The following is a 22876-nucleotide window of genomic DNA, read 5'->3' as shown; positions in this document are numbered from 1 at the left end:
CCAGGAGACATTCAATGTCCACCAATCTCAGTGTCTACGCTGCCGCTATAAGTTTTGCCTTCGGGGTGTTGCACGCAGTTCCAGTCTGGGCCGCCCAAGCCGAAACGGTAACACCCAAGTTCGAGGGGGTCGTCCCCAATGTTCCCGGCAAGTCGCTGGTCGTCATGGAAGTGGACTACGCGCCCGGCGCGGCCTCGCCGCCGCACAAGCACGCTCGATCGGCGTTCGTCTACGCCTACGTGATTTCCGGTCAGATCGAGTCGCAGGTGAACGGCGGCGCGGCCCGCATCTACGAGGCAGGCGAGAGCTGGTCGGAGCCGCCCGGCGCGATCCATACCATCAGCCGCAATGCGAGTGGAGATGTTCCTGCAAAGTTACTTGCCGTCTTCGTCGTCGACACGGACGACAAAGTCCTGACGTCGCCAGAAAACAGATAAAACTTCTACCAAACAAATATTTAGAAAATAAATCATAAGCGTTATCAGCCGATAATAATTTAACAAATACGCCTAACATTGCGATAATTGTTTGATTAAGGACAATATAGACTTATAGGCGAGAGGATTACGTCATGACCCTTCAGTCGGAAATCAGAAAATTGGTTCCGAATAGCAAGCTTGCAGCGTCGGTGACCGAGCTTATCCGGGACACCGAGAGCGATCTCCTGTTCCATCACTCAACCCGAGTTTATCTCTGGGGAGCTCTCAAGGGGGCGCGAACATTGATGCGGTTCGACCCCGAGCTGCTCTACGTCGCGGCCATGTTCCACGACATCGGCCTGACCCCTCGCTTTCGAGGCAGTCAGCTTCGCTTTGAGGTAGATAGCGCGAATGCGGCGCGTGACTTTCTGCAGAGCCACGGCATCTCCGAAGCGGACATCGAAATCGTGTGGAACGCCATCGCGCTTCACACGACACCGGGGGTGCCCGAGTTCATGCGTCCGGAAATCGCCCTCGTTCAGGCAGGAGCCGGCATGGACGTGGCCGCTCGGGGCTACGACCAGTTCACGGAAGCCGAGCGACAAGCCGTCGTTGCTGCTCATCCCCGGGAAGCAGACTTCCAGCACGGGATCATCGACGCCTTCTACGAGGGCATGAGACACCGCCCCGACAGCACCTTCGGGACCTTCAACGACGACATCCTGGCATACAAGGATCCGCACTTTCATCGAACGGACCTGTGCAGCGTCATTCTCTCCTCAAGATGGTGTACTCACCTGCCCGCCTGAAACCTGTCAGCATTCAGTATAGCATTGTCACCGCGGCCGTCAGTAGGAACTCGATCAAATGGGGTTGTGAGGCACTGGCCCGCGTATGGCACGCGCTGGATGATCCCCCGGTCCGCGAGACCAATACTCGGGAGGACCGCTCGAGCTGCAAACAACGCATCGGACGTATGAATACAGGAATTGGTTTTCCGCCTGAGGCTTGCCTTGGCGGCAGGCCGCATTCCGGCAAGACAAGGAGGTACCAGCTATGAGCGACCAGCGTACAACCGCGACCACTTCCGTCATGACCGCAGCGCGGGTCCACGCCTTTGGCGACATTGATGCCATCGTCCTGGAAAAGATCGACCGTCCGGTCCCCGGTGAGGGTGAGGTGCTCGTTCGCGTCGAAGCAGCCGGCGTCGGCCCTTGGGACGCCTGGATCCGGGCTGGACGAAGCGTACTGCCCCAGCCACTGCCCCTCACACTTGGCTCCGACATCGCCGGCACCGTCGAGGCCGTCGGACCGGGAACGACGGGTTTTCAAACGGGAGATCCGGTGTTCGGCGTGACCAACCCGCGCTTCACGGGAGGCTATGCGGAATACGCAGTCGCCTCGGCGAACATGATCGCCCGGCGCCCAGCCTTGCTCGGGGCGGTGGAGGGCGCCTCCCTACCCGTTGTCGCGGTGACTGCCTGGCAGGCTTTGTTCGACCAAGCGGAGGTCAAGTCCGGTGATGTCGTTGTCGTCCATGGTGCGGGCGGTGCTGTCGGCGCCTATGCCGTTCAGTTCGCAAAACAGGCTGGCGCGAAGGTGATTGCCACGGCCAGCGAGCACGACAGAGGCTTCGTCGAAAGTCTCGGAGCAGACAGGTTTGTGGAGTATCGGTCGGAACGGCTCGAGGATGTCGCGGCCAACGTCGACGTTGTGGTCGATCTCGTCGGCGGAGCGACGCAGGAACGATCTTTTGCGGTCCTCAAGACCGGCGGCGTGCTGGTCTCTGCGGTCTCCCAGCCCGACCAGGATCTCGCAACGACTCACGGCGTTCGGGCTGCATTTTTCCTCGTCAATGTAACCAGGTCCCAATTAGAGGTGTTCGCTCGGATGATCGACAATGGGAAAATATCGGTCGACGTGGGTTTGACGCTTCCGCTTTCAGAAGCTCGGAAGGCTCATGAAATCTTGGAGGGAAGATCCGCTAAGCCACGCGGCAAGATCGTCCTAACTGTCACCTAGTGCATTGAGTCAGACAGACGGTTCCGGGGGCTGGGGTCAGGGCGTCGAAGATCGCAGAGGCGGGTTTGGTCCAGATAAAGGGCCTTGGGCTGCCCGCAGCACATCACCTCGCGCTTCAGCAATGCCGAGATCGCGACGCTCGTGCCGCCGCTTCATGCGCGGATCGCGGAACTCGACGCGCAGCTCGCAAGAACGCCCGTCGTCGATCGATTGCCGACCTCCCGATACGGAGCCATCCCATGTCCGATGCTTCCTCGAAGCCGACGCCGATCGGTCTGCCGACGATCCCACGCATGGGTTGGCGACAGCTTGATTATCTGCCGGTCGGCCTCTTCGCCTCGGTGATGGGGCTGACGGGCCTCAGCGTCGCCTGGCGCCTTGCTGAAAGCCGTTACGGGGCCCCCGCCGTCGTGGCGAACGCCATCGGCTGGATCGCCGTCGGAGCCTTCGTCGCCATGACGCTCGGCTATGCAGTGAAGCTCGTCACCGCACCAGATGCGGTCCTGGCCGAGTTCCGGCACCCGATCGCCGGTAACCTGTTCGGGACCCTGCTGATCAGTTTGCTGCTCCTGCCGATCGTACTCGCCCCCAGCCAGCTCCGGCTCGCGCAAGGGATGTGGATCATCGGGGCCATCGGCATGCTGGTCTTCGCCTGGGCAATCGTCACCCGCTGGCTGAGCGAACGCCAGGTCGCCGCCCACGCGACCCCGGCCTGGATCGTCCCGGTGGTCGGCCTCCTCGACCTGCCGTTGGCCCTGCCCTCGCTCGGACTGCCGAATACCCATGGCGTCATGGTGCTCGGCCTCTCGGTTGGCCTCTTCTTCGCAGTTCCGCTGTTCACGATGATCGTGTCGCGGCTTCTGTTCGATGCCCCGTTGCCATCCGCCCTGCAGCCGTCTCTGCTCATCCTGGCGGCGCCGTTCGCCGTCGGCTTCACGACCTATGTGACGACGACGGGCACGGTCGATCTGTTCGCAGAGGCGCTCTACGCCCTCATGCTGTTCATGCTGGCGGTTCTGCTGCCGCGCCTCAGCCACCTGCCGCGATGCTGCCCGTTCCGGGTGTCCTGGTGGGCGGTCAGCTTCCCGCTCGCGGCCTCTGCCAGCACGGCTCTGAAGTTCGCCGCGGCCGAGCCCGGACTGGCGACGGACGCCGTGGCCTTGGCGCTGCTGGCAGGCGCGACGATGGTCATCCTGTGGCTCCTAGCGCGCACTCTGCTCGGCCTCGCGAAAGGCGAGTTGCGCACACTCAGCTCCTGAATGGACCGCCACTGTCTTCTGAGATCATGGACGATCCGCTACAACAGAACGTCACCGAGACGAACGACCGCTTTCAGGCTCCTCACGGATCCTCTGCAACGACGAAGTTGGGTCGGGACCCGCCCGTCCGCTCTACGACCGGATCGGATGGAAAGCAGCCTGGCTGCTTTCGTGAAATGATGCCACGGTTCGAGACCTCAGCTCGGGCAATGAAGGTCTACGGCTTTGAGCTAATGCGGCCGCTCAGCCGGATCTCGCGACTTCTACAAGGCGGAGTTTGCAGCAGCTCAGATTGTAGGTCTCAGTTAGCCCGCCTTACCAATAAGTGGGACTTTAAGCAACTCGTGCTGAACTTCCTGCGGAACCTTTCGCGGATTAAGACTACGGAGGCGCGGGAACTCACCAGCATCCCATATGCCCTGGGTCATCAAAGCTTGTTCAGGCCAACAATGCAGAACCCATGCCCAAAAGGATCGCTGCAGAACGCAACGGGAGGAAAGCCCGGCACGCGGTGCACCTGTTCTGACGCTGCGCCGTTCGCCAAGGCGCGTGCGAGTGTCTCTTCGAAGTCGTCAACACGGAAATCGATGTGCACCGGCGTCCAATGGCGCTCGTACCGGCGAAGGTCGTTGCTTCCTGGCGCAGGAGAGGATCCAGCCGGTTTCGCGAGAAGCCCGATCGTAGCATCACCCAAGGTCAACATCGCGTAGCCAGGATGAGGCCGAGACGTCTCGATAAAACCAAAGACGTCACCGAAGAACTTCAGGCCATCTTCGATTGACGGGACGTCGATGGAAACAGTCACCTTCATCTCAGCGGTTCCTCTCGCTTGTATCTTGATCGGTCTGAGCGGAGCTAAACGCGCATTAGGCCGCAATCCTGCCAAGCCCCCCCTTACCAGCAGGCGTTGGCTTCCCACCCCGATTCGTGCTTCCGGCGGCAGCGAAGGTTTCCAACTTCCGTGTGGGGGCCGGTTTCAAACGTTGAGGCGACGCCCGCTTATCCTCCGGCGGTCAGCGCGTCAGCACGATGTGGGTCGCAAGCTCTGTTGGGACTGTCTCCGTCACCCGATAGCCTAGGCTCGGTAGGTCGATGCCCGCGAACAGGTGCTCGCCCCGGCCCAGAACAATGGGCGACACCGCCAGGTGCATTTCGTCGATCGCCCCAGCGAGCAGATACTGCCGGACGGTTGACACGCCACCTCCGATCTTGACGTCCAAGTCGCCAGCGGCGGCCTTGGCTTGGGCGAGCGCCGCCTCGATCCCCCCGGAGACAAAATGGAAGCTCGTCCCGCCCTTCATCACGATCGGCGCCCGGGCGTGATGGGTGAGGATGAAGGTCGGCGCATGATACGGGGGATTGTCGCCCCACCAGCCCTTCCAGGCGTCGTCCGGCCATTCGCCTCTGATCGGGCCGAACATATTGCGGCCGAGGATGAAGGCGCCAAAACCTTCCATCCCGGTGTCGGCGAAGCGATCGTCAGTCCCGCCGTCTTGCCCGATCATTGATCGAAAGGCTCGCGTCGGGAAGAACCAACGCATCAACTCCGGCCCGCCTTTGCCGAGCGGATGCTCCATGCTCTGGTCCAGGCCGGCCCCGAAGCCGTCGACGGACACGGCGAAACCTCTTACGCGCACCTTGCTCATAGCGATCAGACCTTCGCGTCCATGCTGATGATAAGCTCGTCCAGCTGTTCGAATTGCTCACTCCACCCGCTGGGGCTTCCGGAGGCTACGGCGTCATCAAGCGCTTCCTTCGAGGGATAGAGTTCGTGCACGACGATGCGTGTCGCGCCATCAGTGTCCTCGAACGCCACTGTGGTGATGGGCCCGTCTTCGCCCCCTTCGTCGTTGGTCCAGACGAGGCGGGTATGGGGCGCCACCTCGATGTATCGGCCGAAGAACGCCATGGGTCGTTCCGCTGAGGGGTGGCCCATCAGCAGACGGTACGTTCCACCCGTGACGATGTCGGCCTCGAAGGAGATCAGGGAGACGCCACAGGATTTGGGCACCCACCATTTCTGGAACAGCTCCGGCCTGGATCATGCTTCGAAGACGATCCGCGCCGGGCCGTCGACAATTCGCGTGACGGTGAGCTCCCTGTCCGATGCCCGCTCCACCGTCGTGCATGCCTTCTTGGCCGCGGGCGCACTCTGTCTGCCTGCGTGCATCAGCGTCTCGTTCGTCATCGCTAGCCTCCGTTCACGCTGCTTGGCGCGGGCCGGCAAGCCCGAGTCGGTTGCCTGCCGGATCGGCAATGTTGGCCGAGTAGCTGCCTCCGGGGATCGGATCGGGTCCCTGAAGCACCGTGCCGCCCGTGTCGCGGACCGTCGCGAGCGCGGCATCAAGGTCGGCCACGTGAACGTACCAGTTCCAACGGGCTGGCGCTCCGGTAGCGGCACTCGACATCACGGCGCCAGGCCGCAAGTCGCCCCGGCCGATGAAGGCGTACTCGCCCATCCCGCCCATTGGCATGGCCCCGAGCTTCTCCCAGTCGAACAGCGCCCCGTAGAACACAAAGGCAGCCTCGGGATCAGGGGTCGCGAGCTCGATCCAGACGCCGTGTCCGAGGGTTTGCTCCATCCCGAGGGGCACCGGCCCAAAGGCCCGGCTCTCGCCGGGGCTCGTCGCAGTCATCAGGGCGAAGACCACGTCCTGCGGGTCGCTGACCATGGCGAAACGGCCGACATGTGGGATGTCGACAGGTCCGAACCGAATCCGGCCGCCGAGATCCACCACCTGAGAGGCCGTGGCGTCGACGTCGCGGGTCGCGAGATAGACCGCCCAGCCGGGCAAGCCGGGCGCCTCCGGCATCGACTGCCGGATCCCGGCGACGGGGCGTCCGTCCGCCTCGGCGATCCGGTAACCACCATGCTCGGGCATTGGAGACGGCGCGACGCACCAGCCGGCGACAGCCTCGTAGAAGACCTGTGCCGCGTCCTGGTCCGTCGCGTTCAGTTCGAACCAGATGGGTTTACCCTCGTCAGTCAGCATCGGGCGCATTCCTCCGTGACAACGAGGGCATCGACTGCATCGCGGCGCTGCCTATGGCCCCGCTTTGCCCAGGCTGGCATTCTCAGTTATACAAAGCAACCATGAGGTCAGAAAAAATAACCAAAGAGGTTGGAGCGCCACGAAAGCGTCGGTACGACGACGCATGCGGTACTGCGCTCGCCCTGGAGTTCATCGGCGAACGCTGGTCGCTGCTGATCATGCGCGAACTTGCCTTCGGCGCCCGTCGCTTCGGTGAGATCCGGGCAAACCTCCCCGGCATCAGCGCGAATGTGTTGACCCAGCGCCTGGAGAGCCTGGAAGATGCAGGCATCGTCCTGCGCTATCGATTGCCATCGCCGGCCAACGTACAGGTCTACGACTTGACGGAGTGGGGCCGCGAGGCCGTACCCCTGATGCGCGACCTGGGTCGCTGGGCGGCCCGCTCGCCGCTGCATGATCGGAGCCTGTTCATGTCAGCGGCTTCAGCCATGATCTCGCTTCAGGCCCTGGTCGACCGCACACGGGCGGCGGAGCTGTCGGTGACGGTGGCATTCCACTTCCCCGGCGAGGAGTTTGGCGCAACAGTGGCTGGCGGCGAGATCCTTGTGAGCCGTGGTGCCATGGAGGCATCCGACCTCGCGTTCACCGGAGATACGATGGCGATGCGCCGCACGATCTATGGCAAGGCGCCCTTAGCCAAAGACGGTGCGAGCGGCACGCTTGCTTTCGTTGGCAAGACCGATCTCGCACAGTCCTTCGTCGATCTCTTCGCCTTGCCGGTGAAATCTCCCTGAGGAGCCTCTTCGCGTCTCAATTCGGTCTTCGGCGCCGCACCGGATGGCAGGGCAAGCTGCGCGATGACACCCACAATTTCAGCAGCACGAACGACCGCTTCCGGGGTCCACGGGGATCATGTTCAACGGCAACATTGGGTCGACATGGGTCAGACCGCTCTTCGGCTGGGTTGGGTGGAGAGCTGGCATTCAACTCAGCGATCATAACAGACAGCATCCTCCCAAAAGCGGAGGTTCCCTGGTTGGGTATTATGAAACTTAGGGGATTGAGCCTGCTGGTTAGACCATAGCCTATTATACCGAAAATGGCTCGGCTGATGAAGCCGAGCCAAGATTAGCCCCTGTGATTGAGATGCTCGGTTAGGGGCTTACGAGGGAAATCAGGGTTCAAAAGCGGTAACGGAGACCCGCGCTGACGGTGTGATCGTCGCCACCGGACCGTGCGAAGCTAGTGGAGCCGGCGAGCACGCCGCTGAGGCCATTACCGAGATCTAGATCGAGACCTCCGGCCACGCGACCGTACACGTCATCGCTGAACCGGCCGGTCTGTGTTCGGATAAGTAGCGTCGGCGCATAGGTCTGGAACGAAGTGACCGACCGCACGCCATCCAGGAAGTCGTGTTGCGCGGTCACGTTCAGGAACGGGCTGATCAGGCCTCCGAATGCGGGCAGCGTCGTGCGGACCTGGACACCGCCGCCAGCGGTCAGGCCTTCGAGGTTCTGTCTCCGTACGCCCATAGTCAGCAGCGGATCGCCGGTTTCGCGATACGCATCCACATGGACGTTGGCATAGGCGACTTCGCCGACCGGGCCAGCCTTGAAGGTACCGAAGTCGAAGAGGTATCCCACCCGAGCCGATGCCGTGAAGGTATCGCCGCCGGGTGCGGCAGAGAGGCGGTCGTTCAAGGCGCCGGGACGGTCCACGATGTAGTTGTTGCTACTGTAGGTGAAGGCGGCGTCCGCGAAGAAGTCCGGGAAGGACAGCGAAGCGAAGCCAGCGCCCTGGAAACTATCGAGATCAATACGCCCATTGCTCAGACCGCGTAGGTCGACAGAGGTGTTCAGATAGTTGAAGGCGGCGCCGAGCAGCAGGTTGGGGGTAGCTTGGTACATCACACCAGCCGTGACACCACCGAAGTCAGCTCCGTAGGCGTTGCCGACGCTCCCAGACGCACGGTTTTGAACGGTTCGGTCGACGGCCGCGTAGGTGCCAAGCGCAAAAAGCGAAACCGGACTGCCAATCTGGATCGGGATCGTTGAGGGGGGTGCAACGCGTCCCGGCAGATCAGCCGCAAAGGCTGCAGGCACCGACATCGCCATGTTTCGCCGCCGCTCGGCGCTGAGGAAGTCGATGAGCGTTGACGAAAACGCTTGCCCAGCGGCCTGTCCAAGGTCCCCCTGCGGACCGATGGTTAGCGGCGCATTGAGCTGGTTGGAAACGAAGGCGGCGATGTAGCCGTTTGTTTTGGCTGTGAGGTGAACGCCGTCGACCGAGATATACTGGTTCTCGACCGTGCCGCCATTCAGGTAACCGACAGCCGCGCAAGCCGGATCCGCGCTGCAATTCCCGGTGGCAGCCTGCGGAATGTAGCCGAAGGCCGTCGGATTTGCCCGCAGACGGTTCAGGAGGCTGTCCACATCGAAGTAATGTACGTTGACGCCTTGATCCGACAAAGGCTGCATCAGGCCGGAAAACTGCGCATTGAAGGAAGCCGCGAGATCGCGGTTGTTTCCGCGAAACGTCTGCTGGTTGAAGACCAACAATTCGCGCGCGCCGAGCCCGGCAAGGCGGTTGAGCGCGGTCACGTTGTTAGACAGGATTGACGAGACGCCAGCGGCCCTTTGCGCCGCCGTGCCGGCGACTGAGATTTGGCTCAGATCATTGTAGCCAATCCAGAGAAGCGCCAAATCGCGCGGTCCGAAGCGTCCCGTGCGTGCAGTGAATTGATCAATTTGATCCGGAACGCCCCAGGCAAAAGCAGGCGATGCGAACGGATTGGGGTCTTGGTGGATGGAGGCCGCGCCACCGACCGCGTAGTCGGTGCTTGGATTGTAGGGCGCGCCGATGCGGGCGGGCAATTGCTCGAAATATCCAGGGGCGTTCGACCAACGGCCGCCCTCGTAGAGGTGCGTGCCGCGCAGGGCATCAAGCGAGCCTGTCGGGCTGTATCCATTCACCTCACGAGGAATGCGACCATTATCGGTGAGGCTATCACCAAAGCCGTATAGGCCCGTGTAATAACCGGAAGATTGCGCCCACCCTTGGCTGCAGCCCAATACAATAATGCTAGCCGATGCCAGCAATACCTTGGCAGTCCGTTTCATCCCTAGCCCCATTATTTTTAAAGGATCTAAGGCGTAACCTGATTAGAAAGGGCGCGCTTTTTAGATTGGGAACTGTTTGTAAAAACGGGAACCTGAGACTTATTACATTCTGCGCGGGGTTGAGCGCCCGTTGCAAAAATGTGACGGAGCCAACTTGAGGACTTTTCGGAAGGTCGCTGACATTTGGCTGTGATCCTTGAACCCAGCCGCGTGGGCGACCTCACTGAGTGACATGGTACCACCTTCAATTAAGCAACGGGCAATTTCAACGCGGCGATTGATGATAAATTGATGGGGCGACACTCCAGTTGATAGACGAAATGCTCGACAAAAATAACGTGTACTAACATTTATGGCCGATGACATTTGAGTAAGGCTTAAGTTTTCTTTTATTTGTGCCTCGATTAAATCGATTATGATTGTTATTTGTGACTTCGATAGTCCCTTTCTATTGCTTCCAGCGTAAATCGAAAACGATGGCATTCGCAGAGAATGATGAACGATCGCTAACACGACAGTCTCCATGAAGACTGAACCGCTGGAATTTCCGGAACGAAGGTTCAACGCAATAGAGTTTATCAGTCCTTGGATGATCGTATCAGCCGTATCTGGTTCCCGTTGATAAGCGAAGTGCCGTCTCAAAACCGTGTCGGGACCCATGTCTCGCTCAAATGCCGCCGCAACAAAGCCTGGCGAGATCACAACGTGCTGGCCTCTTCCCACGCCCTGCCAGCTGCCAGCTAGGTGGTCTCCAGGAGCACTTACTGCCGTGCTCGGGGCGACGAGCTGAAACGGGAGGCGGCCCGAGCCTAAACGCTGCCGAATGAGGTCGAGGTGAGAGGCGACATGCAAGCGCGAACTGATGACATCCCAATCTCCACCAGGGCCGTACTCCAGCTCACGGAATTCCCATTCGGGCTCTTCGTGGTGTAGGACCGTGGCAGGATGAGGCGTATGCTCTCTCCAAGAACTTACCGGGCGAACAATGTTCGCCATTATGCATCCTCCCAAACGTCGCGTTATGTTGCGTCACACGTGCGGTGACTTGACCTGCTTCGCATTTTACCTGGCTGCGCACAACGAACAAGCTGGGTGTTGCCACAAGGCTCCCGATCCCCAGTGATTGTTCCCTCGGAGGTCCGCTATGCCTCCGTCAGCGGCAATTTTCTAATGACACGTGGAATGGCTTTTCAGAGTCGGATGCGGAATGTCCGCACCCGGAAGCAAGACCAAGGTCCGGTGGCCACCCCGAGCCGAAGTTACTAGACGGCCGACGACTGACCGCTTATGAGAAGCGCTCATGGCGATCCAGGTGGCCGGGTTGGGTCGCAAACGGAACGTCTGCTTCCGGGCACGAGGCTGATGTCTGCACATGGCGCCTAGCCGGACCACAGGCCGTCGAGTTTTTCACGACGAACTCACTCTTACGCTCTTCGCGCTATGAGCTGATGCATAAACCAGCATTTTCCCTTATTTGCTGGTGCTGTAAGGACCTAACCGTTTTAGCGGCTTCAAGAAAATGCGGAAAACCGACTAACGGCCGATTAGAGCATCGCTCTTTCGCAACACATTACCAGTACTTTGATGTTTGTTTAGCAGGGTCGAGGGTCGCTACGGGAGCCCGCCGGTCGGCACTCAAGCATCCGGTGAAAACTACAGAGTCGCAACTTAGCGCTGTTTCGCTGAGGCTGAAGTGACGGCCGCCTCCCCTCCCTTCAGCAGCCACATGGATGGCACCAGCTAGTAGAGGTGCGATGGTGGGCCGTGGGTGGGGGATGGGTAATCCGCTATTCGTTCCGAAAACAGATGGTGGCGCAGACATTTAGCTGCCACACAATCAAGCCGGGTGGGGGAGGTGGACCACTTCCGTCGAACTCTCCTTAAGGGGAGAAGTGCTTCAGGGGGAACTTCGCGTTTTGGGGAGACCCACCCCCACCCGGATTGGAAAGCGACGCGTAAGTGTCTGTCGAGACAAGCGGAAACCTGGGTGGGCCATCTCGTGCCCCTCCCCCACCCGGCGGGGCAAGGGCAGAAGCCATCGCGGCTGCCACCCCTGCATACGCTTCCGGTTGGTTCAGAAGTGGCCTTCAGGCTCGTGGAAAGGCTTCAGATCGATGCCTTTATAGCGAGCGCTGCCATTTGTCTGTCGTCAGATGATTTGGGACATTCAGCGGCGTTCAGGAGCGGAGGCTCTGGTCCATCTGGGGTAACAGGCTAGGCAGCGTGCGTGTGGTGGCGCAAGCGGCGATCCATGAGGGTCTGACGCTTGATCCGTTCCCGCTCGGCCAGGATCCCTTCGCCGCGTCCGAAGTAGACGTCAGCGGGCGTGAGGTTGCCCAGGCTCTCGTGAGCCCGGCAGTGATTGTAATGCTCGACGAAGGCCGCCACCCGCGCTTCGAGTTCGCCAGGTAAGTAGGCGTGTGCGAGCAGGATACGGTTCTTGAGCGTCTGGTGCCACCGCTCGATCTTGCCCTGCGTTTGCGGATGGCAAGGCGCACCGCGGATATGGGTCATGCCCCGGCTGCCGAGCCAGTCGGCCAGATCGCTGGCGACGTAGCTCGGCCCGTTGTTGGAGAGCAGGCGTGGCCGCTGCATCACCCGCGCCTGATCGAGCCCCGCCGCACCCAGCGCCAGGTCGAGCGTGGCGGTGACGTCACTGGCATGCATCGTGGTGCAGAGCTTCCACGCCACGATGTAGCGCGAGAAGTCGTCGAGCACCGTCGACAGGTAGTACCAGCCCCAGCCAACGACCTTCAGGTAGGTGAAGTCCGTCTGCCAAAGCTAGTTGGGCGCGGTGGTCTTGTCGCGGAACTCATTGGCGGCCTTGATGACGATGTAGGCCGGGCTGGTGATCAAGTCCTGAGCCTTGAGGAGCCGGTAGACGGTCGCTTCCGAGACGAAGTAGCGCCGCTCGTCGGTGAAGCGCACCGCCACTTCCCGCGGGCTGAGTTCAGGCTGCTCCAGAGCCAGGGCAACGATCTGCTCGCGGATCTCCGCAGGTAGACGGTTCCAGACCCGGCTCGGCTGTGAAGGATGGCCCTTCAACGCTTCGGAGCCGCCGCGCTGGTAAGCGTCGTACCAGCGGTAAAACGTCGAGCGGGTGATGCCGAGCTTGCCCAGGGTGGCGCGCACCGGCAGATGGGATTGCTCGACCAGCCGGATGATCTCCAGCTTCTCGCTGGCCGGGTACCTCATGCCTCGTCGCCCCCAGCCCCACTCATACTTTTTTTGAGCAGGCGGTTCTCCAGAACGAGATCAGCCACGACCTCCTTCAGCGCCCCCGCCTCGCGCCGCAGATCCCGCACCTCGTCCGTGGTGGCCGCACGAGCCGTATCTCCCGACAGGCGCTTCTTGCCAGCCTCCAGGAACTCCTTGGACCAGCCGTAGTACATCGAGGCGGCAATCCCCTCACGTCGGCACAGCTCGGCGATACTGTCCTCGCCACGCAAGCCTTCCAACACCACGCGGATTTTCTCCTCAGAGGAGAACTGCCAACGTGTGGCCCGACGGATGTCCTTGATCACCGCTTCTGCCGGCTTCTTGGCCGGTCCGGATGTCTGCTTCATCTTCGCTACTCAGGGGCTACGATGAACCAGCCATCCTCCGTTCGTGAAGACCCACAATCTGTCCCACAAGTGCTGACGTCGGACAGGCAAGCACTACGGCTATGCCCGGCCGGGTATCGACCAGGCCCCGTGGGGCGACGTGCTGGAGGTCGCCGATCCATTCGGCAACCGCCTGCGATTCTGCCAGCGTCGGGACGAGGGGGTCGGACACAAGGCGGTCCGATCCGCCAGCGGCTGAGAGGACGAGTGGGCGATGGCCGTCGGGATCGCACGCGTGATGGCGCTCATCGCCACCCTGGAGGCCGTCAGCTCGGCGCCGCACTTCCACCGCACGGCCTTCCGAACGCCGCGAAAGACCTTCGCCACGCTGGACGATGCCGGCAATGACCTCAACCTAATTTTCGACCCCGATCACCGCGACTTCTACTGCGAGCAGGCACCAAAGGCGTTCGCGCCGGTACCGGGAGGTTGGGGGCGAATGGGAGCGACGCGGTGCGATCTGACTGCCGTCGACGAGGCCACGCTGCTGTCGGCCCTGGCGGCGGCCCATCGCCTGCCGCGACGAAGATCCGGGAGCGGCGATGCCCACAAGGAGGGGCGTGACGCCTTAAGCGACTTCAGTCGGCGGTGAAGCTGTCGGGCGCCGTCGGAGGCTCAATCGCGCGATGCACGGAGAGTACGACACGGAGATCGGGAGAGAACTGAAGCCGGGAGAGCTTGGGCGTGGGAACCTGATCGCTCATGATCCCGCGCATGCCCTCGGCGACGATCCGCTCGACCAGGACGGTCGGGTAAACGCACTCGCCGATACGGACTGCGTCGCGCCCGACGACCCTCAGGTTCGTGGTGTCGGTGCTCTCGATCCCGAAAAACCATCCCCCGGTCCAGTAGACGGTGTCGTAGGTGAAGCTCTGGCCCGGCTCCGGTCGAAACGCACGGTAGTCCGTCGGATAGACGAACTTGCGGGTCGTGGCGCCGTCGGCCAGCACCTGCCCGGACCCGATTGGGATGAGACCGTCATAGGTCGTGTCCACGAACGTCCCGACGCCTTTCGTGGTGGTCTCGGTCCTGATCTCGTGCTCGCCGGCGGCCCTGATGCGGAGTGTCGAAGTCCCTTGATGCAGGGTGACGCCCTTGGGCATGTCGGCGGCCGTGAGGCATCGCTCCGCCGACGCTGTCTGAGGCGCAAACGACGCGATGATGAACAGTGCGCCGACCGAGCGATAAGGCATAAGCTCAACTCTGCTCGGTCGTGGCCGGTGACATGCCTCCAGCGAAACATCTCATTTTGCGCTCCGCCGATCCTCAAGGCCGATAGGTGCCGGCGAAGCCCGTTCCCCAGGGAAGCTCGCAGGTCCCGTGCTGACGGACCTGCCACGCGTCCCGGCTCTCGGGACGGAGCGTGACGATGCATCTGCGATCCGTGATTTCGGCGTTCCCCCGGCGCAGGTCGAGGAAACCGCCGGTACCGGTGGCGTTGATGTCGCCGTTCTCCGCGCCACCGGGCCCGACATAGGTCGAGACCAGCGAGACGTAGGCGAATCCATGGATCGGACCGACCACGTCGAGCGTGCCGCTGTTGCCGTCGAATTCCCCGGTGAAGAAATGCGTGGCCGCCCCGTTGCCACCCTTCGTGCGCAGGAGCCGTTCGATCCGCTCGTCATAGGCGTCGCCGAGGCATGCGCCGGTCTCGCATACGCCGGCCTTCGCTATCCATTTCCGTTGGCTGGCCTTGATGGGTCCAGTCGGATCCTCGCGCAAGGCAGCGACGTAGAGCTTCGACAGGATCTCGTCTCGGGCGCCGAGGGCGGCGTCGGAGCAGATAATGCGCTCCGTCCTCAATGCGGCCTTGTGGCAGTCGAAGCTGGCCGCAGGGGCCGGCGTCGTGGCGATGGCAACTGCGACGAACGCTGCGGCGGCACAGGCATTCCGGTCGTGCCTCGCCATGTCTCGGCTCCCGATCCTTGCTCGACGAAGGTATGAGACTAGCACCGCCTCGGACGGTTTTAGAACTCACGATGTCAGCATAGTCTTTATGGCCCCGGGGTCCGGCGCCGAGACCACAGCGTGCCGGACTTGGCAGGATTGAACCTGATGCTGCGAGTGGCCGTCGTCCTGCTGACCCTCTGGCCGACCGTCGCCTCGGCGCAGGTGCCGGCGCTCTGCGCAGACGCGCCGAACCAAGCAGATGGGACGATATGCGCGAAACGTAAGCTGGATGCCGCGGAGGCCGACCTGAACCGGGCACATGACGCCTTGCAGGCCAAGCTCGACCCTCTGGGGCGGCGCAACCTTGATTTGGCGCAGCAGGCATGGCGGCGTTTCCGAGAGCTCGAATGCAACCTGGAGACGGGTTACGACGCCGAGCACCCGGACAGGAACGGGACCATCATACCGATGCTATTCGGGGGGTGTGCCGTCGCCTTGACCGAGCGCAGGACCGGCGACCTGATCGAACAAGCCGCGTGTCCCGGCGGCGACCTATCTTGCGAAAGATAACGTCCCTCTGCGGAGTGTCCGCGATGAATGCCCAGGAGGCGCTCGCCGCCATTGACATTAACGGCATCGAGATCGCGGAAGGAGTCGTTGCTGCTCAACCCAAAACACCGCTGATCCTGATCTCAATTGCTCCGCGGGGCATGAATAAAGAAAGCGCCGTCGTTTCTATTAGCGAAATCAGGGGTTGCGATCCATCCATTTACGCGTTTCATCTAGGATTTCGTCAGAAAGTCTGATGTCGTCGACCGCGCGCGCCAGGATGATCGCTCCCAGCATGGCCGAATAGGTGCCGATTGCCTCGCGGCGGCGGTCACGGGCGCCGGTATCCGGAAGTGCCGCTTCGATGCGTTCGATCTGCGAGCGAATACCGGTGGTCATGGCGGAGCGTGCGGGCGCCGGCCGGAGCCGCACGTCGGCCGCCAAGGCGGCCATCGGACACCCGCCGGCGGCGTCGTCCCGGTGGGCCGGCGAAAGATAGGCTGCCAGGAAAGCAAGGAGGCTCCCATCCGAGCCGGTCTTCTCGGTCGCCGCGTACTTGATAGCATGGGCCATGAGGTCCTCCTTCGAGGAGAAGTGGCCGTAGAAGCCGCCGTGGGTCATGCCCGCGGCCTTCATGACCTCGGCGACCCCGACCGCCTCGAAACCCTTCTCGCGAAACAGGCGGCTGGCCTCGGACAGAATACGGCGGCGGTTCTCCCGCATCTGATCCTGGGTGACGCGCATCTCAAAAATTCCTCGTCGAAGCCGTTGACATTTATATGACGGCGATCATATCAAACTTCAATCATGATCGCCGTCATAAATAATGGCGTGCTTCGGAAAGGTCTCACTGCAATGCCCGCCAAGCCAACAATCCTTATCACGGGTGCCTCATCCGGGATTGGCGCCACCTACGCAGACCGGTTCGCGCGGCGCGGCCACGACCTCGTACTGGTGGCGCGTGACAAGGTGCGCATGGACGAGCTCGCCGACAGGCTCCGTCGAGAGACTGGCGTGGCCATCGACGTGGTGAAGGCCGACCTCACAGACCTGGGTGAGATGCGAGCAGTCGAGGCGCGCCTGCGCGACGACGACCGCATCGGCATCCTGATCAACAATGCCGGTGCGAATGTCGGCGGCTCCTTCGTCGAGCAGTCGCCGGACGACATCGAACGCCTCGTGACCCTGAACGCCACGTCCGTGATGCGCCTCGCTCGCGCAGTGGCGCCGCGCTACGCCGAGGCCGGCGAGGGCGCCATCGTCAACATCGGGTCCGTGGTCGGACTCATACCGGAGTTCAACTCGACGGTTTACGGGGCGACCAAGGCCTTCGTGCAGTTCCTGTCCCAGGGGCTGGCAAACGAGCTCGGCCCGAAGGGCGTCTACGTCCAGGCCGTGCTGCCGGCGGCGACCCGTACCGAGATCTGGACCCGTGCGGGCGCGGACGCCGCCTCGCTCCCGCCGATGATGGAGGTCGGCGACCTAGTCGACGCCGCATTGGCCGGATTCGACCGCCGCGAGCCGGTGACGATCCCGCACCTACACGACGCCGGCCAGTGGGACGCCTTCCAGGCGGCGCGACAGGCCATGATCCCCGGGTTCGGCACCGTCGACCCGGCCCCGCGCTACGCCTCCGCCTCCGCCTCGTGACGCGCCCATCCTCGACACTCGGAGATCCGGCAACCATGAGAGCCTTCATCCTCGACCGCTACAAGAAGAAGCAGTTGCTCCGGCTTGGTGACATGCCCGAGCCGGCGATGGGCGACGGCGACGTCCTCATCGCCATCGAGGCAGCCGGATTGAATCTCCTCGATGCCAAGATCCGCAACGGTGAGTTCAAGGCACTCCTCAAGTACCGTCCTCCGTTCGTGCTGGGCCACGACCTCGCTGGGACCGTCATCCGGATCGGGCGGAACGTCCGGCGCTTCAAGGTCGGCGACGCGGTCTACGCACGGCCCCGGGACGGGCGGATCGGCACGTTCGCCGAACGCATCGCGGTCGACGAGGCAGACCTCGCCTTGAAGCCGAAGAACCTGTCGATGGCCGAGGCGGCGTCCATTCCTTTGGTCGGGCTGACGGCGTGGCAGGCCCTGGTCGAATTGGCCGAGCTGAAGCCGGGCGACCAAGTGCTGATCCACGCCGGCTCCGGCGGGGTCGGCACCTTCGCGATCCAGCTCGCCAAGCATCTTGGAGCGACGGTGGCGACTACGACGAGCGCGGCGAACGCCGACCTTGTCAGGAGCCTCGGCGCCGATACCGTCATCGACTACAGGCGACAGGACTTCGAGAAGGTCCTGTCCGGCTACGACGTGGTCATCAACAGCCTGGACGGCGAGACGCTTCGGAAGTCCCTGGACGTCCTCAAACCGGGCGGGAAGCTGATCTCGATCTCCGGGCCTCCAGACCTGGCCTTCGCCAAGGCACAAGGCCTGAACTGGGTACTCACACAGCTCATGCGTCTGTTAAGCCTCAGCATCCGGCGCAAGGCCAAAGCACGCGGTGTCGACTACGCGTTCCTGTTCATGCGCGCGAGCGGCGCTCAACTGGCGGAGATCGCGACGCTGATCGAGGCTGGGACCATCCGCCCTGTCATCGACCGGGTGGTGCCGTTCGAGGCGACCGACCGGGCCCTGACCGAGCTTGAGGCCAGCAGGTCCAAAGGCAAGGTCGTGGTCGAACTGCATTCGGGAGGAGCGGCGGCATGAACATGTCGGTCTCCCAGCTTGCATCCTCCCCATCGCAATGGACCGCTGCATCGAACAGTAGCGTCACTGCAGCGGGAACGACATTCGCCTACCGGCTGCTCGGACCTTCGGCGGGCGTGCCCGTGGTGCTGCTCAACCATTGGGGCGCGAATCTCGACAATTTCGACCCGCGCATCGTCGACGGCCTGGCTGCGAGCCGGCCGGTCATCGCACTCGATTACCGCGGGGTCGGTGCCTCGGGTGGAGAGGTGCCCCGCACAGTGGCAGAGATGGCCGGCGACACGGTCGCGGTCATCCGCGCCCTCGGGCTGGACCGCGTCGATCTTCTCGGGTTCTCCCTTGGCGGGTTCGTGGCCCAGCAGGTGGCCCTCAGCGAGCCCGCCCTGGTCCGAAGGATCATCCTGGCCGGCACGGGCCCCGCCGGCGGCGTCGGCATCGACCGGGTCGGCAGCGTGTCCTGGCCGCTCATCTTGAAGGGGCTCGCGACCTTCAGGAACCCGAAGACCTACCTCTTCTTCACCGCGTCCGAGACGAGCCGTCAAGCCGCACGAGAGTTCCTGGAGCGGCTGAAGGAACGCCGGTCGGATCGGGACAGGCCCGTCGGTCTCGGGGTGCTGCAGAAGCAAGTGCGGGCGATCCACGCCTGGGGAAGGCAGCCACCGCAGGAGCTCGGGCGCATCACCCACCCCGTCCTCGTCGCGAACGGCGACCGAGACATCATGGTGCCGAGCATCAACTCCGAGGACATGGCCCGGCGTCTGCCGAATGCTGAATTGGTCCTCTACGCCGACGCGGGTCACGGCGGCATTTTCCAGAACCACAAGGACTTCACGCGGAAGGCCGTCGCCTTCCTCGACGCCTGAACCCGTCGCGGACAAACATGGAGGATGATGTGCAAGCCCCACGTCCCAAAGTCGGCAAGCTCCTGCTCGGCGGCGTCGCCATGGTCATCGGCGTCACACTCGCCGCGTACGCCTCTCCGACTTCGATTTCGCTCTCGTCGGTCTCGCAATTCCCCGAGGGCCTGACCGCGACCGCCGACGGGACCCTGTATGCGAGTAGTCTCACAAACGGAGGGATCGTCCGCGTGAAGGCCGGTTCGGATGTCGCCGAGCCCTGGATCAAGCCCGGTGCGTTCGACACGCGCTCGACGTTCGGCGTTCTGGCCGACGAGCGGTCGGGCCTTCTCTGGGTCTGCTCCAACGATGCGACGCCCCTCGGGGTCGCGGGTCCCAACGCCATCAAGGGCGCGTTCGTGAAGGGATTTGACCTCGCTACCGGAGAAGGCAAGGTCAGCATCCCGCTTCCCGCGAAGCCTTCGCTCTGCAACGACCTGACGCTCGGTCCCGATGGCGCCCTCTACCTCTCGAATACCCTGCAGCCCCAGATCCTGCGCCTGAGCAAGGGGGCATCCGAGCTCGAAGTCTGGGTGCAGGACGACCGTCTGAAAGGCGGGCTCGACGGCCTCGCTTTCGGACGGGACGGCGCGCTCTACGTCAACACGTTCCTCAGCGGCGAGCTTTTCCGCATCGAGGCCAAGGAAGGCGTGGCCGGGACCGTCACCAATCTCCAGACCTCTCGACCGCTGAAGTTCCCTGATGGCTTAAAGGCAGACGGCGCCGGGTTCCTCATGGTCGAAGGCGCCGGCCCCCTATCCAAGATGACCGTCGTCGATGACCGAGCCGAGATCGAGACGATCCGGGATCTCGCCGGTCCGACCGGCCTGGCGCGGGTGGGCAATACTGTTTGGGTGGCGGAAGGCCAGGTCGACTACCTCATGAACCCCGAGAAGAAGGGGCAGACCCCCACCTTCCAGTTGCGCGCGGTCCCCACGCCCTGACGCGCTCGCACACGTCTCGTTCGAACTCCTGAGGGCCGCCCGCGCACCCCGGGCATGATCGACAGCTACCGCGTGATCCGTTTTGCGGTGGGCGTCTCTAGCCGACGGAAGAAAAACCCATGATTACCATCGTCGCCGAAGCGACCGCCAAACCTGGCCAAGAGGTCACCGTCCGCACGGCCCTGGGCGCGTGCGCGCGGTCCAGTCGCGCCGAACCGGGCAACGTCGTCTATCAGCCGCTCGAAGAGGCGGAACGGCCCGGCCGGTTCCTCGTCTACGAGATCTGGCAGGATGAGGCGGCCATCGCCGCACACAATGAGACGGAACATTTCCGAGCGTTGATCGGCGCCGTTAAGCCGCTCTGCGATCATCTCGCCATCCGTCGAATGACCGGCGTCCCATTCGCCTGAAGGGCGCGACGTCCCGGCATCGGGCATTCGGACCGTCGAATCTTGCGAGGCGCACCAGAAGCGCCCTGGGCGCTCGCCGCTCGCGCCCTCGAAATCTTCGGCGCCATGTCTCGACGCGACTTTTCCCAATTCTCAAGGGAGGCTTGAGCCATGAGATACGATGTCTTCGGCAGGACAGGCCTGCGCGTATCCGAGATCGCCCTCGGAACCGGCACCTTCGGCACCGGCTGGGGCCACGGTGCGGATGCCGCCGAGAGCGGGCGCATCTTCGACGCTTACGCCGAGGCCGGCGGCAACTTCATCGACACCGCCGACGTCTACCAGTTCGGCCAGTCCGAGGAACTCCTCGGCGAGCTCCTGGCCGGGCGACGCGAGTCCTTCGTGCTCGCGAGCAAGTACACCAGCGGCTCGTCGCCCAACGCCGACCGGCTGGTCACCGGCAACAGCCGCAAGGCGATGGTCGCATCGGTCGAGGCGAGTCTGAAGCGGCTGCGGACGGACCGGATCGACATCTACTGGGCGCATCATCCCGACGGCCTCACGCCGTCCGAGGAGATCGTCCGTGGGTTCGACGACCTCGCGCGTGCCGGCAAGATCCTCTACGCGGGCCTCTCGAACTTCGCCGCCTGGCGCCTGTCCCGTGCGGTCACCGTCGCGGAGATGACCCGGTCCGTGCCCATCGCCGCGGCGCAGTTCGAGCACAGCCTGGTTCACCGCCATCCCGAGGCCGACCTGCTTCCGGCGTCGGAGGCTCTCGGGCTCGGCGTCGTCACCTGGTCGCCGCTGGGCGGCGGGATGATGACGGGCAAGTACCGGCAGGGTGAGAAGGGCCGTGCCGAGGGATTCGGCGGAAAGGTGTTCCGGCCCGAGGACACCGCGCAGAGGACAGACATCCTCGATAGGGTGCTCGCGGTCGCGGCCGAGCTCGGTGCCACACCGGATCAGGTCGCAGTGGCATGGGCCGGAACGCATGGCACCGTGCCGATGATCGGGCCACGGTCCCTCGCCCAGCTCAAGAGCAATCTCGGTGCGACTGCCCTAGAGCTCTCGCCTGAGCATCTCGACAGGCTCGATGCGGCGAGCGGCATCGCTTCCGCCCCACCTGCACGCCGGAGGACGTGGTGGGGTGAAGCCGTGCTCCGCCACGCCGTAGCATGATCACCGTCGCGCCGACGTTGGAGACACATCTGCCGTCAAACGTCGGCTCCGCACCGATTAGGTGATCCCCACGGTCGGCAGGAGCTTCGAAAGAGGTCGTCGCTGCCGATTGCCCTTCCCCAATGACGACCTCAATGCATGGGTGTGGCTTGCGCCCCTATTTGAGAGCCTGCGATCCCACGACCGAGTTCGAGCAGCACCATGTCGAGCAGCAAAATCATGAAGGGCGTGCCAGAGCGGGCCAGTGCCTCGTGCATACCGAGGCAGCACTCGGCGATCTCGGCCAGGGGGGGCGAGCCCGCGCGGTCAGGCGGTCCGAGCAGGGTCAGCTCATCCGTCATGTCGAGCAGCAAGCCGTAGGCCGTCCGCGTCCCGTCCGCCTCCTCGACGATTCGGCCGCGATCCAACAGCATGCGTACTTCGCCCTGGTGAGAGCGGACCCGGTACTCCATCGCGTTCGACCCGCCGCGGCGGCCGTGCTCGTCGACGAGCGCCATGACCCGGTTAAGGTCGTCCGGATGCAGACAGGCGAAGGAGACGTCCAGGTCCAGCACTTCGCCGGCCAACCTGGCATCGCCCGCCAGCAGCTCCGCCGATCCCCGGTCGAGCACGACACCACCGTCCACGAGGCGCCATTGCCAAGTCCCGACGACACCGCCGGCATCGAGCGCGCGGGTCAGTGACAAGTTCGATGCGATCATGGTGAAGCCTCGCGGCGGTCTTCTCAGCGTCGGGTCAGCCGTGAAAGTTGGTCTTACAATTGTCGGGAATGTTGGTCCAGGCTGAAGCGACGTCTGCGTATGCAACGGACTGCGTTTCTTCCGCCAACGTGCATCCGGCGCAGGTTCTAGGAACGCGGATGGTCTACGCGTGTCAGGCCGCTTCCTTCCGCCAAATGCGACCGGCT

At 63.0% G+C, this 22876-nt stretch carries 22 protein-coding genes and 3 pseudogenes; 14 read left to right on the top strand and 11 right to left on the bottom strand.

The window, feature by feature from the left end:
• The first annotated feature begins 14 nt into the window (after nucleotides 1-14).
• The 4 genes from AC0IWM_RS03455 to AC0IWM_RS03440 all read left to right on the top strand — a co-directional run bounded on the left by AC0IWM_RS03455 (nucleotide 15) and on the right by AC0IWM_RS03440 (nucleotide 3700).
• A complete protein-coding gene (locus tag AC0IWM_RS03455) occupies nucleotides 15-437 on the top strand; it encodes a cupin domain-containing protein (protein ID WP_471753071.1) in 423 nt (140 codons plus the stop codon).
• Nucleotides 438-571: 134 nt separating this feature from the next.
• The gene (locus AC0IWM_RS03450) at nucleotides 572-1228 is read left to right on the top strand and encodes an HD domain-containing protein (RefSeq protein WP_471753070.1); all 657 of its coding nucleotides are present in this window, start codon (nucleotides 572-574) and stop codon (nucleotides 1226-1228) included.
• Nucleotides 1229-1475: 247 nt separating this feature from the next.
• Nucleotides 1476-2441 carry an NADP-dependent oxidoreductase gene (locus tag AC0IWM_RS03445; RefSeq protein ID WP_471753069.1) on the top strand — a complete coding sequence of 322 codons (966 nt, stop codon included), beginning with the start codon at nucleotides 1476-1478 and terminating at the stop codon, nucleotides 2439-2441.
• Nucleotides 2442-2680: 239 nt separating this feature from the next.
• Nucleotides 2681-3700: an SLAC1 anion channel family protein gene (locus AC0IWM_RS03440; protein WP_471753068.1), complete on the top strand. Its 1020-nt coding sequence runs from the start codon at nucleotides 2681-2683 to the stop codon at nucleotides 3698-3700.
• 427 nt (nucleotides 3701-4127) lie between these two features.
• Here AC0IWM_RS03440 and AC0IWM_RS03435 read toward each other — a convergent pair whose 3' ends face one another.
• The 4 genes and pseudogenes from AC0IWM_RS03435 to AC0IWM_RS03420 all read right to left on the bottom strand — a co-directional run bounded on the left by AC0IWM_RS03435 (nucleotide 4128) and on the right by AC0IWM_RS03420 (nucleotide 6702).
• Nucleotides 4128-4511: a VOC family protein gene (locus AC0IWM_RS03435; protein WP_471753067.1), complete on the bottom strand. Its 384-nt coding sequence runs from the start codon at nucleotides 4509-4511 to the stop codon at nucleotides 4128-4130.
• Between the two features lie 202 nt (nucleotides 4512-4713).
• Complete coding sequence (locus tag AC0IWM_RS03430; protein ID WP_471753066.1) at nucleotides 4714-5346, bottom strand: dihydrofolate reductase family protein; 633 nt, start codon at nucleotides 5344-5346, stop codon at nucleotides 4714-4716.
• Nucleotides 5347-5351: 5 nt separating this feature from the next.
• Nucleotides 5352-5870, bottom strand: a pseudogene (locus AC0IWM_RS03425) (SRPBCC domain-containing protein).
• A gap of 31 nt (nucleotides 5871-5901) precedes the next feature.
• A complete protein-coding gene (locus AC0IWM_RS03420; protein ID WP_471753065.1) occupies nucleotides 5902-6702 on the bottom strand; it encodes a VOC family protein in 801 nt (266 codons plus the stop codon).
• A gap of 92 nt (nucleotides 6703-6794) precedes the next feature.
• Here AC0IWM_RS03420 and AC0IWM_RS03415 point away from each other — a divergent pair, with 92 nt between their 5' ends.
• Entirely contained in the window at nucleotides 6795-7487 is a 693-nt protein-coding gene (locus AC0IWM_RS03415) for a winged helix-turn-helix transcriptional regulator (protein ID WP_471753064.1), read from the top strand.
• A gap of 387 nt (nucleotides 7488-7874) precedes the next feature.
• On the opposite strand, the gene AC0IWM_RS03410 is transcribed toward AC0IWM_RS03415, so the two are convergent.
• From AC0IWM_RS03410 to AC0IWM_RS03400, 3 genes and pseudogenes are all read right to left on the bottom strand, one after another.
• Nucleotides 7875-9812 (bottom strand): autotransporter domain-containing protein, encoded by a 1938-nt coding sequence (locus AC0IWM_RS03410; RefSeq protein ID WP_471753063.1) that lies wholly within the window; start codon nucleotides 9810-9812, stop codon nucleotides 7875-7877.
• Nucleotides 9813-9914: 102 nt separating this feature from the next.
• A complete protein-coding gene (locus AC0IWM_RS03405) occupies nucleotides 9915-10295 on the bottom strand; it encodes a helix-turn-helix domain-containing protein (RefSeq protein WP_471753106.1) in 381 nt (126 codons plus the stop codon).
• Between the two features lie 1731 nt (nucleotides 10296-12026).
• Nucleotides 12027-13378 (bottom strand): annotated as a pseudogene (locus AC0IWM_RS03400) (IS3 family transposase).
• A gap of 94 nt (nucleotides 13379-13472) precedes the next feature.
• Between AC0IWM_RS03400 and AC0IWM_RS03395 the strand changes: the two are divergent.
• Nucleotides 13473-13616: pseudogene (locus tag AC0IWM_RS03395) on the top strand (glyoxalase superfamily protein); the annotation flags it as partial.
• Nucleotides 13617-13631: 15 nt separating this feature from the next.
• Nucleotides 13632-14009 carry an MmcQ/YjbR family DNA-binding protein gene (locus AC0IWM_RS03390; protein WP_471753062.1) on the top strand — a complete coding sequence of 126 codons (378 nt, stop codon included), beginning with the start codon at nucleotides 13632-13634 and terminating at the stop codon, nucleotides 14007-14009.
• On the opposite strand, the gene AC0IWM_RS03385 is transcribed toward AC0IWM_RS03390, so the two are convergent.
• Nucleotides 13996-14610 (bottom strand): hypothetical protein, encoded by a 615-nt coding sequence (locus AC0IWM_RS03385; protein ID WP_471753061.1) that lies wholly within the window; start codon nucleotides 14608-14610, stop codon nucleotides 13996-13998. The two genes, AC0IWM_RS03390 and AC0IWM_RS03385, sit on opposite strands and share 14 nt — an antisense overlap.
• 73 nt (nucleotides 14611-14683) lie before the next feature.
• Complete coding sequence (locus tag AC0IWM_RS03380) at nucleotides 14684-15325, bottom strand: lysozyme inhibitor LprI family protein (RefSeq protein WP_471753060.1); 642 nt, start codon at nucleotides 15323-15325, stop codon at nucleotides 14684-14686.
• A 147-nt stretch (nucleotides 15326-15472) separates the two neighbouring features.
• On the opposite strand from AC0IWM_RS03380, the gene AC0IWM_RS03375 reads away from it, so the two are divergent.
• Entirely contained in the window at nucleotides 15473-15877 is a 405-nt protein-coding gene (locus tag AC0IWM_RS03375) for a lysozyme inhibitor LprI family protein (protein WP_471753105.1), read from the top strand.
• Nucleotides 15878-16054: 177 nt separating this feature from the next.
• On the opposite strand, the gene AC0IWM_RS03370 is transcribed toward AC0IWM_RS03375, so the two are convergent.
• Complete coding sequence (locus AC0IWM_RS03370; protein WP_471753059.1) at nucleotides 16055-16600, bottom strand: TetR/AcrR family transcriptional regulator; 546 nt, start codon at nucleotides 16598-16600, stop codon at nucleotides 16055-16057.
• A gap of 111 nt (nucleotides 16601-16711) precedes the next feature.
• Between AC0IWM_RS03370 and AC0IWM_RS03365 the strand changes: the two genes are divergently transcribed.
• The 6 genes from AC0IWM_RS03365 (at nucleotide 16712) to AC0IWM_RS03340 (ending at nucleotide 21969) form a co-directional block, all read left to right on the top strand.
• Entirely contained in the window at nucleotides 16712-17506 is a 795-nt protein-coding gene (locus AC0IWM_RS03365) for an SDR family NAD(P)-dependent oxidoreductase (RefSeq protein WP_471753058.1), read from the top strand.
• Between the two features lie 35 nt (nucleotides 17507-17541).
• Nucleotides 17542-18561 carry an NADP-dependent oxidoreductase gene (locus AC0IWM_RS03360; protein WP_471753057.1) on the top strand — a complete coding sequence of 340 codons (1020 nt, stop codon included), beginning with the start codon at nucleotides 17542-17544 and terminating at the stop codon, nucleotides 18559-18561.
• Nucleotides 18558-19424: an alpha/beta fold hydrolase gene (locus tag AC0IWM_RS03355; RefSeq protein WP_471753056.1), complete on the top strand. Its 867-nt coding sequence runs from the start codon at nucleotides 18558-18560 to the stop codon at nucleotides 19422-19424. Before AC0IWM_RS03360 ends, AC0IWM_RS03355 begins: the two co-directional genes overlap by 4 nt.
• Nucleotides 19425-19504: 80 nt before the next feature.
• On the top strand, nucleotides 19505-20401 hold the full coding sequence (locus tag AC0IWM_RS03350) for an NHL repeat-containing protein (RefSeq protein WP_471753055.1): 897 nt from the start codon (nucleotides 19505-19507) through the stop codon (nucleotides 20399-20401).
• Between the two features lie 119 nt (nucleotides 20402-20520).
• The gene (locus tag AC0IWM_RS03345) at nucleotides 20521-20811 is read left to right on the top strand and encodes a putative quinol monooxygenase (protein WP_471753054.1); all 291 of its coding nucleotides are present in this window, start codon (nucleotides 20521-20523) and stop codon (nucleotides 20809-20811) included.
• 150 nt (nucleotides 20812-20961) lie between these two features.
• Nucleotides 20962-21969 carry an aldo/keto reductase gene (locus AC0IWM_RS03340; protein WP_471753053.1) on the top strand — a complete coding sequence of 336 codons (1008 nt, stop codon included), beginning with the start codon at nucleotides 20962-20964 and terminating at the stop codon, nucleotides 21967-21969.
• A gap of 131 nt (nucleotides 21970-22100) precedes the next feature.
• Here AC0IWM_RS03340 and AC0IWM_RS03335 read toward each other — a convergent pair whose 3' ends face one another.
• Entirely contained in the window at nucleotides 22101-22670 is a 570-nt protein-coding gene (locus tag AC0IWM_RS03335; protein ID WP_471753052.1) for a PAS domain-containing protein, read from the bottom strand.
• Nucleotides 22671-22876: the final 206 nt, after the last annotated feature.

It is taken from the genome of Methylobacterium sp. AC433, assembly GCF_979253015.1.
This window is presented reverse-complemented; position numbering and strand designations above follow the sequence as displayed.